At 34.2% G+C, this 12001-nt stretch carries 10 protein-coding genes; 8 read left to right on the forward strand and 2 right to left on the reverse strand.

The window, feature by feature from the left end; all coding sequences use genetic code 11:
* Positions 1-155: 155 nt before the first annotated feature.
* The 6 genes from MKY00_RS24370 (at position 156) to MKY00_RS24395 (ending at position 8724) form a co-directional block, all read left to right on the forward strand.
* Entirely contained in the window at positions 156-851 is a 696-nt protein-coding gene (locus tag MKY00_RS24370; RefSeq protein WP_000276738.1) for a response regulator transcription factor, read from the forward strand.
* 2 nt (positions 852-853) lie between these two features.
* Positions 854-1876: a sensor histidine kinase gene (locus MKY00_RS24375; RefSeq protein ID WP_000765345.1), complete on the forward strand. Its 1023-nt coding sequence runs from the start codon at positions 854-856 to the stop codon at positions 1874-1876.
* A gap of 94 nt (positions 1877-1970) precedes the next feature.
* Positions 1971-3944, forward strand: a complete 1974-nt coding sequence (locus tag MKY00_RS24380) for an FtsX-like permease family protein (RefSeq protein WP_016718766.1) — start codon at positions 1971-1973, stop codon at positions 3942-3944.
* Positions 3945-4023: 79 nt separating this feature from the next.
* Positions 4024-5979 carry an ABC transporter permease gene (locus tag MKY00_RS24385; protein WP_016718767.1) on the forward strand — a complete coding sequence of 652 codons (1956 nt, stop codon included), beginning with the start codon at positions 4024-4026 and terminating at the stop codon, positions 5977-5979.
* 19 nt (positions 5980-5998) lie between these two features.
* Positions 5999-6751 carry an ABC transporter ATP-binding protein gene (locus tag MKY00_RS24390; RefSeq protein WP_000393244.1) on the forward strand — a complete coding sequence of 251 codons (753 nt, stop codon included), beginning with the start codon at positions 5999-6001 and terminating at the stop codon, positions 6749-6751.
* The gene (locus MKY00_RS24395; protein ID WP_341035305.1) at positions 6748-8724 is read left to right on the forward strand and encodes an ABC transporter permease; all 1977 of its coding nucleotides are present in this window, start codon (positions 6748-6750) and stop codon (positions 8722-8724) included. Before MKY00_RS24390 ends, MKY00_RS24395 begins: the two co-directional genes overlap by 4 nt.
* A gap of 50 nt (positions 8725-8774) precedes the next feature.
* Here the strand turns inward: MKY00_RS24395 and MKY00_RS24400 are convergent, their stop codons facing one another.
* The gene (locus tag MKY00_RS24400; protein WP_001290390.1) at positions 8775-8966 is read right to left on the reverse strand and encodes a YjcZ family sporulation protein; all 192 of its coding nucleotides are present in this window, start codon (positions 8964-8966) and stop codon (positions 8775-8777) included.
* Between the two features lie 277 nt (positions 8967-9243).
* On the opposite strand from MKY00_RS24400, the gene MKY00_RS24405 reads away from it, so the two are divergent.
* Together MKY00_RS24405 and MKY00_RS24410 are read left to right on the forward strand one after the other, a co-directional pair.
* On the forward strand, positions 9244-9837 hold the full coding sequence (locus MKY00_RS24405; protein WP_016718769.1) for a TetR/AcrR family transcriptional regulator: 594 nt from the start codon (positions 9244-9246) through the stop codon (positions 9835-9837).
* Positions 9838-9884: 47 nt separating this feature from the next.
* Positions 9885-10556: a YqeB family protein gene (locus tag MKY00_RS24410; protein ID WP_016718770.1), complete on the forward strand. Its 672-nt coding sequence runs from the start codon at positions 9885-9887 to the stop codon at positions 10554-10556.
* Positions 10557-10644: 88 nt separating this feature from the next.
* Here the strand turns inward: MKY00_RS24410 and gntP are convergent, their stop codons facing one another.
* A complete protein-coding gene (gene gntP, locus MKY00_RS24415; protein ID WP_000356148.1) occupies positions 10645-11970 on the reverse strand; it encodes a gluconate permease GntP in 1326 nt (441 codons plus the stop codon).
* Positions 11971-12001: the final 31 nt, after the last annotated feature.

The raw sequence follows: 12001 nt of genomic DNA on the forward strand, positions 1-12001 counted from the left end.
CTGATTACCGCTATTTGTCAATTGTATCCAGCTCCCTTTTTACTTTTCACACTTTTGACCTATACTGTTTACTAGCTTATATTTCAACATAATGAAAAGACGTCAAACACATGATACACTATAGCTACAATTGTTTTTTTAGGAGGAATATACATATGTATAAAATTTTAATCGTTGAAGACGATCCAAATATTTCATCATTACTACAATCTCACATTCAAAAATATGGCTATGAAGCTGTTGTTGCGGAGAACTTCGATGATATTATGGAATCGTTTAACGCTGTAAAGCCACATCTTGTTTTACTTGATGTAAACTTACCGAAATTCGATGGATTCTACTGGTGCCGCCAAATTCGTCATGAATCTACTTGTCCTATTATTTTCATTTCAGCTCGTGCTGGTGAAATGGAACAAATTATGGCGATTGAAAGCGGTGCGGATGATTATATTACAAAACCGTTCCACTATGACGTTGTAATGGCGAAAATTAAAGGACAATTACGCCGTATTTACGGTGATTATGCACCAAATATTTCTGAACGTATCGTTGAAGTAGAAGGTTTAAAACTATTCCCAGAGCGTCCAGAAATTCATTTTGGATCTGAGCAAGTTCTTTTAACGAAGAAAGAAGCTATTTTAGCAGAAATGTTATTATCTAAATTCCCTCGTACGGCGAGCCGTGAAGATTTATTAGCTGCTCTATGGGATGACGAAAGTTTCGTTGAGGAAAATACATTAAACGTAAACATTACACGTCTTCGTAAAAAGTTTAATGAGCTTGGCATTGAGAACTCTATTGAAACAGTACGTGGACTTGGATATCGCTTTAACGCAACTTGGAGTGAATAAGCATGAAGCTATTTTTACGTGATCATTTTGCATTTTTTCTACTGTACGTATTAAACTTCGGTATCATTTTCGTTCTTTATGATGCAGTAGATGGATTTCAAAATAATAAATTTTACTTCGTCGTTTTAAGTTTATACTTATTTATTTGTTTCCTCGCTTACCGTTACGTCCGCAATCGTAGAATGTACCATAGATTAAGTGAGCAACCAGAAAAAATGGAAGATGCGTTTATTGAAAGAGCAACTGCTCCGATGCCTCACGGTGTAAATGAACTCGTGCGCACGCAGTATCGTCTATTCCAAAAAGAGCTACAATCGTACGAAGTAAAACAACAAGAACATCAATTATTTATTAACCACTGGGTGCATCAAATGAAAACACCCGTTTCTGTTATGCAGCTTATGGTTCTCGAAATGGAAGATGAACATTTGATTCCGAAATTCAAAAAAGAATTAGAACGTCTAAACCAAGGGCTTGATATGGCTTTATACATGGCAAGGTTAAATAACTTCCATGAAGACTTCCATGTTGAGACGATTTCATTAAAAGACACGGTAACAAAAAATATTAATGGATTAAAAGAGCTATTCATTCGTAATGGAGTCTTCCCTGTTTTAGAAGTTCATTCTGATTTAAAGGTTGCTTCTGATGCGAAATGGCTAAAATTTATCATCTATCAGTTAATGACAAATGCTGTTCGTTACTCTGGTGAGCGCGGAAAGAAAGTATTCTTATCCGCTTACCGAAATGGAAAAGATATTATTTTAGAAGTTCGTGATGAAGGTGTTGGTATTCCGCAAGAAGATATTCGAAGAGTATTCGAACCGTTTTACACTGGGAAAAACGGCCGTACATTCGGAGAATCTACTGGTATGGGACTTTATATCGTAAGTAAAATTTGTGATTATTTAGGTCACTCTGTCAAACTAGATTCTGAAGTTGGTAAAGGAACGACGATTAAAATCATCTTCCACAACGCTGCAAATAATCAAGCAGAACATACGGAGAAGGTGACCGAAGCATGATCGCAACATATGCTAGCAAAATGTATGAGAACTTACTCTCATACATTTTTTGCAATAAAACTACATATTTGTCTTCTAGCGGGAGGTACGTATTATGACATTTTGGCAGTTTGCCTTTAAAAATGTAACACGTAATTCCAGAGCTTATTTTGCTTATTTCGTAAGCAGTTCTTTTTCCATTGCTGTTTTCTTTTCGTTTGCTGTTTATTTATTTCATCCTAAATTACAAAATTTCAGTATGATCTCAGAAATTTCAGGATTAATGATTTTTTCAGAAGTTATCATTGTCTTGTTCTCGTTCTTCTTTCTACTTTATTCAATCGGATCGTTTTTAAAAGTTCGGAAAAAGCAATTTGGTGTGTTAACCGTTTTAGGTATATCAAAAAAGCAATTACATCGACTCATTTTCACTGAAAATATGTTAATTGATATTTTATCTATCTTTTTCGGCATGCAGTTTGGACTTGTCTTTTCGCAATTTTTCTTATTAGTAACAGCGAAAATTACGCATGTACCAGGACTATATTTATATTGGCCAACGAATGCTTTTATTTTAACAACAATTGTATTTCTGAGTCTCTTTATTGCAGTATCTTCATTTACACCAATGCTAATTCGTACGAAAAGAGCGGTAAACCTTTTAAAAACGAATAATAGTGGGAAACAAAAAGAAAGAAAACCATCCATATTCATCTCTCTATTTGGTGCGATTTGTTTATTAGGTGGTTATATTTTAGCTGCAAATCCTAAATATTTCTTCTCAATAAACCCGCAAGTAGGCGTTATATATATGGTTTCAAGTATTTTTGTGATTCCATCACTTGTGACAATTGGGACATATTTTTTCTTTTCTCAAATTAGTTTCTTACTTATTTATATTTTAAAGAAAAGAAGAAAGTTTTATATGAAACGAATTAATATGCTGTGGATTTCGGATTTAGCAAGCCGCATCCGAACGAATATTAATATGCTGTTTATTGTAGCGATGCTATCTACAATTGCTTTTACAATGATTACGTTCCTATATGGAGTCGGAAAGTTTACAAAGCTAGAGGTTACGCGAAGTTCACCGTTTCCATTCTCTTATTTTTCTTATGACGCAAATCCTTTTGTGGACGATCATTTAAATTGGCTTGAACAACAATTAAAAAAAGAGAATTTCTCTTATAAAAAAATAAAGGCTGATTTATATGAAACACCACTAAAAGAAGATGAAGGTATAACAGCTTATAATGACATATATGCAATAAAACAAAGTGACTATAATAAACTCGCAGCTTCCCTGCGAATGAAACAACTATTCATGAACGAAAATGAAGCATATGTCTTAACAGGTAACGCTTATGTAACCTTATTCAGCGAATTTGAGCCAAGCTACAATAGAAAGTCTATTACACTTTCTAGCACGAATACGCAATTACAAGTAAAGGGCTATGAACAAGCAGGGGCCATTCCATCTAATTTTTCATACCAAACTTTAATTTTACCTGATACTGTTGTAAATAACTTGCCACATACAACAAAGCATGTAGCAGCGTACAATTATAAAGTACAAAACTGGGAAAAGACGTATAAAATTGCTGATGATTTTATACGAAAAATACAAAAAGATCTACAAGAATTCCAGCACGAAGGGGCCCTTATATACTCCTATGAATCAGCAGGTTCATTATACAGAATCACATCTGGTAGTGCCACGTACTTCCTAATCGGGACATTTCTAGGAGTCATTTTCTTTATTGGAGCGGGGAGCGTTCTTTATTTTAGAATGTATACAGATTTGACGAACGAACAAGAGAAATATATAACGATTTCTAAGATCGGTGTAACAGATAAAGAGATGAAACGATCTGCAACCATTCAACTTAGTATTTTATTTTTCGTCCCTTACATTATGGCATCCATTCATACAATGTTCGCAACGAAAATGCTCCAAGATGTAATTGATCTATCACTATTCAAAGAAATTTCAGCTGTTCTTATTATTTTTGGCGTAGTTGAAATCGTCTTTTTCTTATTCATTCGTTCCTTTTACATGCAAAAGTTATCAGAGTATACGAATGGTTAAATTTTATGAATGTATTTAGTAGAGGAAAAGGGTATCTCTTATATCCTTTTCTTCTTCACCCTACTAGGAGGCTAGGCAAATGACATTTTGGCAGTTTGCATTTAAAAACGTCACACGAAACGCCAGAGCTTATTTCGCCTATTTTGTAAGCAGTGCGTTCTCTATCGCAATCTTTTTCTCGTTTGCGGTTTATTTATTTCATCCTAAACTACATATGACAGGCGTAAATGCTGCTCTGAACATATTAATGACAATTTCAGAAATTGTCATTGTATTCTTTTCATTTTTCTTTTTACTATATTCAATCGGTACTTTCTTAAAAGTACGAAAAAAGCAATTTGGGATTTTAACAGTACTTGGCATATCCCAAAAACAATTAAAGAGACTCGTATTTCTAGAAAACATGCTAATTGGTGTTCTTTCCATCTTTTTCGGCATTCAGCTTGGACTTGTCTTCTCGCAGTTCTTTTTATTAGTTACTGCCAAGATTACACATGTTCCTGGTTTATATTTATATTGGCCAACAGCTGCCATTATTTTAACTATGATCATTTTTCTAGGACTCTTCATTCTCGTCTCATCGTTTACGCCGATGCTCATTCGGACGAGAAAGGCTGTACGTCTTTTAAAAGAAGGAACAAAACAAAAAGAAAGAAAAGCATCTGTGCTCATCTCTCTATTTGGTGCAACATGTTTAATATCTGGATACGTACTAGCAGCCAATCCGCTATATTTCATGTCGCTCGGCGACGTAGTTGGGCTCTTGTACGCCGCCACCAGTATATTTCTCATTCCGTCACTTGTTACAGCTGGAACATACTTTTTCTTTTCACAAATTAGTTTTTTACTCATTCGTATATTAAAAACGCGCAGAACATTTTATATGAAGCGAATTAATATGCTTTGGATTTCTGATTTAGCAGCGCGCATTCGGACAAACATTAACATGCTCTTTATTGTAGCGATGCTATCAACCCTTGCTTTTACTATGATTACATTCTTATATGGTTTTGGTAAATTTATGAAGTTCGATACAGTAAGAGAAAATCCTTTTCCTTTTACATATTTATCACATACTGAAAATACGTTGGCGGATGAACATTTAAACTGGTTAAAACAAAGATTTAATGAAGAGCAATTTACTTATAAACAATTTAAAACGGATATATATGAAGTATCTTCAGCGGAAGAAAATTCGCAGCTCTATTATGCAATTAAACAAAGTGACTATAATGTACTTGCTAAGGCTTTAAATCGGGAAACACTCAAGGTAAATAAGAATGAATCTTATATTCTTATGAAAGACTTAGATGATCAAGTTATTGGAACGCTTCATAATAAAGACAAGAAAAATACTCTTACACTTACGCAAAACAATTTACAACTACAAGTGAAAGAATATAAAAGTTATAACCCATTCCCAAATCGCTTAATATACCAATTGCTCATACTATCTGATGAAAATGTAGAAGCATTATCCACTGTTTCAAAACAGATGAGTGTATATAGCTTTAAAGTTAAGGACTGGGAAAAAGCTAATAACATCGGCGCGGTATTCATAGACAAAATTAATACTGACGGGAACAACATTCAAGCAGAGCACCCGCCTTTCCATGCAAGTGAAGCGAGCGATTCTCTATACACAACAAAACAAAATGTCGCTTCGTTCTTCTTAATTGGTACTTTCTTAGGTGTTATTTTCTTTATTGGTGCTGGCAGTGTTCTTTACTTCAGGATGCATACAGATTTAACAAATGAACAAGAAAAGTATGTAACGATTACAAAAATTGGTTTAACAGAAGCCGAAATGAAACGATCTGCTACAATTCAACTTGCGATTCTTTTCTTTGTTCCGTACATTATGGCATCAATTCATACGATGTTTGCGACAAAGATGCTGCAAGAAGTTTTACATCTCTCGTTCTTCGCTGAGATTACAGTCGTACTGGTGATTTTTGGAACAGTTGAAATTTTATTTTTCCTTTTAATTCGTTCCTTCTATATGCAAAAATTATCACAACACATTAAGTTTTAAAATTAGAAAGGTGATTATTATGGAAGAAGTATTACACATTAAAAATGTCTCAAAAGTGTATGAAGGAAAGGTCCCTCATACTGCTTTAAAAAATATAAATTTACATGTAGATAAAGGTGAATTCGTTGCGATTATGGGACCATCTGGTAGCGGTAAATCTACGTTTTTAAATGTTATTTCTACCATTGATTCTCCGACTGCTGGTGATGTCGTGATTAATGGAAAAAAACCGCACACATTTCGTAGAGAGAAGTTAGCTATTTTCCGCCGCCAAGAGCTAGGATTTGTTTTCCAAAACTTTAACCTACTAGATACATTAACAATCGGTGAAAATATCGTACTACCTTTAACATTAGATAATGTTCCTTTAAAAGAAATGGATGAAAAGCTTGATAACATTTCAAAAAAACTTGGAATTGATCATATTTTAGACAAGCGTATCTTTGAAGTGTCAGGAGGACAAGCACAACGTACCGCAGTAGCACGTGCTGTTATTCATCATCCGTCACTTTTACTTGCCGATGAACCGACAGGAAATTTAGATTCAAAAGCGGCTATTGACGTAATGGAGCTATTTACGAAATTGAACAAAGAAGAAGATGCAACAATTTTAATGGTTACGCACGATCCATTCGCAGCAAGTTATTGTAACCGCGTCATTTTCATTAAAGATGGCGAACTTTACAATGAACTACACCGCGGATTGTACCGAGAGAAATTTTATCAAGAAATATTGGATGTTCTAGCATTACTAGGAGGAAGACGTGGATGACATTTTGGCAATTTGCATTTAAAAATGTCTCGCGTAATTCTAAAGCATATTTCGCTTATTTTGTAAGTAGTGCGTTCTCTATCATGGTTTTCTTTTCATTTACTGTATACGCGTATCATCCACGCTTACAAATTATAAATAAATTACAGGAACAAGATCCGCTCATGAACTTGGCTGGCATGGCACAGTTTGTTATCGTTTTGTTCTCGTTCTTCTTTCTCTTATATTCTATTGGGACGTTTTTAAATGTACGGAAACAACAATTTGGCGTTTTAACTGTTCTCGGTATATCTCAAAAACAATTAAAACGTCTTTTGTTTACTGAAAATATGATTATTGGAATACTAGCTATCTTTGCTGGTATTCAAGGCGGTCTTGTGTTCTCTAACTTTTTCTTACTCGTTACTTCTAAATTAACAAATGCAAAAGGTCTCTATTTATATTGGCCAACAGAAGCTATTATCGTAACAACAGTAACTTTTATTATTTTATTTTTCATCGTTTCTACATTTACACCGATGTTCATTCGTACTCGGAAAACAACACGATTAATTAAAAATAATAAAAATAAAAAAGATGAAAAAAGGCCATCTATACTCATTTCATTGTTTGCCTTAATTTGTTTAGGCCTGTGCTATTATATCGCTGGTTATCCGCAAGGCTACGTAACAGAAAAAAACGTACAAAATGGATCTGTATACCTTATCATGTTATCTATTTTACCGCTCGTAATAGTCGGAACATATTTATTCTTTTCACAGACGTTTCTCCTCTTTATCTTTATCTTAAAAAAGCGGAGAAAGTTTTATATGAAACAAATAAACATGTTATGGATTTCAGATTTAGCTAGCCGTACACGTAGTAATATTAATGTGCTCTTTATCGTTTCTATGTTGTCAGCACTGGCATTTACAATTATTACTGGGCTATTTGCTGCTAATAATAATACAAAAGCATCAACATTAGAACGATATCCTTTCCCCTTCACGTATACGTCCAAAGGTGAAAATCAATTGGAACAAAAACACATTGCTACAATTGAAACGGAGCTTACAAAGGCTAATTTTCAATACAATAAGCATAAGTTTACAGTATTACAAGATACTGCTTTAAAAGAAAACATTACTCTTATGAAAATGAGTGACTATAATTCACTTGCGAAACAGTTAAAGAGGCCGGAAATAACCCTTGATTCTACACAAGTTTATATTATTTCTCGTTACTCGCCAGAACTCGTAAATCTTGTATCCAATCCATTTGCAAAACAAAATACAATTACACTGGGATCAAATAAAACGGAATTTCATATTAAAGGATTTATTAATAAAGGGATCTTACCAGCCTTTAAATTTCCGCATGTAATTGTTGTACAAGATTATGTATTTGATAATATGATTCCTCATATTGAAACGACCATAGTGTATAACTACTTCGTTGAGAATTGGGAAAATACAGTTGTTCCGACGAAAAATATGTTAAAACATATTCAGAAGGATACAGCTATCTTCTATGAAGCATATAAAGATACAGAACTGGCTCCTTCTCCCCCGTTTGATATTGATACAGCTGCGGTTGATCTAAACTACAGTAAAGGGAATTCAATTGCCACTTTCTTTATTTGGACATTTCTCGGCTTTATTTTCTTTATCGGAGCAGCTAGTGTTTTATACTTCCGTATGTATAATGACTTAACAACTGAAAGACAAAAGTATATTACGATTACAAAGCTTGGATTAACTGAGTCAGAAATGTTTCGCTCCGCAACGATTCAATTAGGAATTTTATTTTTCGTTCCTTACATCGTTGCTGGTGTTCACACATTATTTGCCGTTAAGTTTTTACAAAGTATGTTTTCTTTCTCATTACTAAAAGAGACATGTATCGTACTCACCTTTTTCGGGATGATCGAGATTACTTTCTTCTTAATTCGTTCCCTGTACATTAATAAATTATCACAGCAGATCAAAATATGAATAAAATGGCCTTGTGCGTATTGCACAAGGCCATTTTCAATAGTTTTTAATTAGCAGCAATATCCGCCGTAGCCACCATATCCGTAGCCGCCGTAACCGCCATAACCACAACCGCCTCCGCCGAAGCAGCTAGCACCGATGATGATTAATAAAATAAACAATACGATTAGAAGCGCAAAACCGCCGCCGCACCCATGTCTGCGGTTACAATCATCATGTCTGTGTTCACACTTTTCGCTCATTACTCTATTCCTCCTTTAGTATCATTCATAACAAGTTCACCTTGCTCTAAATGAGGGGATTCCATTTATATTATGTTTTCAGGGCGAATCGGAAGCTTGGCTTACTTAAAAACGGGCTTGTTTTAGGAATTGGGCTTGATCAATAGGCGAATTACCCTTATCAAGATGTAAGCATAAAGCATTTGACATACTTCTAATTTCTTACTAAAATTTAATTGAACAACCAATCAATTTTTTGATTATACATTCAAATTATAAAAATCAGGAGTTGAATAGCGTGACTGATTCTTTTATTGCAGAGGCTAGACGTGAACAAATTATTCTTGCATGTATTGATACATTAGAAGAAGTTGGATATAACAACTTAAGCTTAACGAAGGTAGCAAAAAAAGCTAAGATTAGCACTGGACTTATTTCTTATCATTTTAACGATAAGCTTTATCTCATGAATCGGACATTACAATTTTTAGTTGATAAACAACATGAATTTATTAGCAATCGAGTACTATTAGCCCAATCTGAAATAAACAAACTAGAGGCTTTTATTGAAGCACATTTGGCTTATCAAGAAACTCATTACAAAAATAATATTGCCTTAATTGAGATTGTCTTTAATGCAAGAAATGAAGAGAATGTTCCTTATTACAGAATCGAAGACGACGAAGAAGATGATGTTATTAGAACGATGTTATTAGATATTTTGAAGACTGGTCAACAAAATAGAGTCTTTTCTAACTCTTTCCGAATTGACACATTGGCTTCATTTATTTTAGGAGCAATCGAAGAAAGAATGCTAAAGGCGAATTCATCTATATCTATAGAAAATTACTCAGATGAGCTCATAAAAATGGTGAAGAAACTCACTATTTAAATGCCCTGATTTTGAAAAAATATAGATTTAGAAAGGATGAACTACAAATGAAAAAGGTATCTGTTATTGGACTAGGTTTTTTAGAAAAATTACTTGCTATAGTAAGTCCAATCCTTTTAGGCGTTATTGGATATTTTTCACCTAAATTAATAGAGATTATAAAAAAGATTCCTCTCTTTTCTGATTCAAAAATTATAGAACTTTTACATTCTATTAACCCTTTCTGGCTTCCAATTATCCTCATGTCAATTGGCGCTATTGCAGGGATTTTATTTTCTTTCATTATTTATAGTGAAGCTTTAAAGATGAAAATCAATTCAGAAGGTATTCATATGAGTAAAGATGAGCAAGAAAAACAAATTACAAAGGCGAATGTAAAAGTCGTTTTTGTAGAGAATCGTCAAGTGGTGGTCATTGATCAAGAAGACCGAGAATGGCTACGTGAAACATCTGATATAAATCCACGTAAAATTAAAGATATTTTCTTGCTGCACGGTTTTCCATGGGTGGAACAAGATCCTTATAAACAGGACTATAGTCTATGGAAATTAGAGGATGAGCGATTTAGTAAAAGTGTAAATACGATTTTATATAAAAGACGAAATGCCCTTCGAGAAGGAAACTCGAAAAAAAAGAAGCATTTACGCAAAGATTTGAATGAGCTAGGAGTCTTTGTCAAAGACGATGGAGAAGATCAGTATGTCCGTTCCATTAAGTAATAGAGCGATAGAAAGCACAAAAAAACGAATAAAGCACACAGAGAAATTACATTTTCTCTGTGTGCTCTATTCGTTTAAATCGGCTCTTCTAAATAAACATATTCAATAAAAGCGCAAAACCAAATGCAATAAATGATAACAATGTCTCGAGTACCGTCCACGTTTTAAACGTTTCCTTCACCGTCAAACCTAAATACTCTTTTACAAGCCAGAACCCTGCATCATTTACGTGAGAAAACATTAATGAACCTGCTCCGGTTGCAATAACAAGCAACTCTAAATTCACACCAGACATGTGCTGAATAACTGGTGAAACAATCCCTGCTGCTGTCGTTAATGCTACTGTCGCTGAACCTGTTGCAATTCGAATTAATCCAGCTACCATGAAAGCTAATACGATTGGTGATAACGATATATGTTCTGCCATTTGCGCGATCGCCGTTCCAACGCCGCTTTCAATTAATATTTGTTTAAATCCACCGCCTGCACCGATAATTAAAATAATGGAACCGACCGGTAATAAACTTTCGTCTGTTAATTTTTTAATCATCTTTTTATTAATTCCTTGTCTTATTCCAAGTAAATAAAATGCTGCGAAACATGAAATAAGTAAAGCAATTACTGGACTTCCAATAAATACAAAAAATTCAGTCATCTTTTTCGGTAATGAAATATATGGTGCAACGACCGATAAAATCATCAATACAACTGGTAATAAAATAATAAAGAATGAAACTTTACGACTCGGTAAATCAGTTGAGACAGTCGTAACCCGAATAAGCTCTGGTTCATTTTCAGGTATAACCCTTTTATGTACCCACTTTGCAAAGATCGGTCCTGCGATAATGGCTGTTGGTAACGCGATAAGTAATGAATATAAAAGTACCTTTCCTAAGTTCGCGTTATAAATACCGATTGCTGTCATCGCCCCTGGATGTGGTGGCACGAGCCCGTGAACAATAGATAACCCAGCAATAACAGGTAAAGCAATTAATAATATGTTTTGCTTCGTTGTTTTTCGAATTGAAATAACAAGTGGCAATAAAATGACAATCCCTACTTCAAAAAAGACGGGAATCCCTATAACAAACCCTGCAAATAACATAGCCCACGGTAATTTTTTTACGCCGAAAAATCGAATAAAGAAATCTGCAACTTGCATGCCTGCCCCTGAATCAGACATCATTTTCCCTAATATAGTTCCAAGTGCCAAAATACCAACTAAATGCCCTAGTACACTACCAACACCAGTTTCATAGGCAGCCACTATTTTCGTTAAGTTCAGTCCAGACATAATAGCTAAAAATAAACTCGCAACTGTTAAACTAATAAATGCATGCCATTTCCACCATGATACCCCTAAAATAACAATCGCAATTGCAAGTAACGTGACGATTAATAAGTATATATCCATCTCTCATTCCCCTTACTTTATAAAAAAAGAG

Source organism: Bacillus sp. FSL R9-9834, assembly GCF_038006905.1.
In the GTDB taxonomy this organism is placed as follows: domain Bacteria; phylum Bacillota; class Bacilli; order Bacillales; family Bacillaceae_G; genus Bacillus_A; species Bacillus_A pacificus.

Coding starts and splice junctions, on each gene's coding strand:
- MKY00_RS24370 (WP_000276738.1), top strand. CDS start 156: ATGTATAAAATTTTAATCGTTGAAGACGATCCAAATATTTCATCATTA.
- MKY00_RS24375 (WP_000765345.1), top strand. CDS start 854: ATGAAGCTATTTTTACGTGATCATTTTGCATTTTTTCTACTGTACGTA.
- MKY00_RS24380 (WP_016718766.1), top strand. CDS start 1,971: ATGACATTTTGGCAGTTTGCCTTTAAAAATGTAACACGTAATTCCAGA.
- MKY00_RS24385 (WP_016718767.1), top strand. CDS start 4,024: ATGACATTTTGGCAGTTTGCATTTAAAAACGTCACACGAAACGCCAGA.
- MKY00_RS24390 (WP_000393244.1), top strand. CDS start 5,999: ATGGAAGAAGTATTACACATTAAAAATGTCTCAAAAGTGTATGAAGGA.
- MKY00_RS24395 (WP_341035305.1), top strand. CDS start 6,748: ATGACATTTTGGCAATTTGCATTTAAAAATGTCTCGCGTAATTCTAAA.
- MKY00_RS24400 (WP_001290390.1), bottom strand. CDS start 8,966: ATGAGCGAAAAGTGTGAACACAGACATGATGATTGTAACCGCAGACAT.
- MKY00_RS24410 (WP_016718770.1), top strand. CDS start 9,885: ATGAAAAAGGTATCTGTTATTGGACTAGGTTTTTTAGAAAAATTACTT.
- gntP (WP_000356148.1), bottom strand. CDS start 11,970: ATGGATATATACTTATTAATCGTCACGTTACTTGCAATTGCGATTGTT.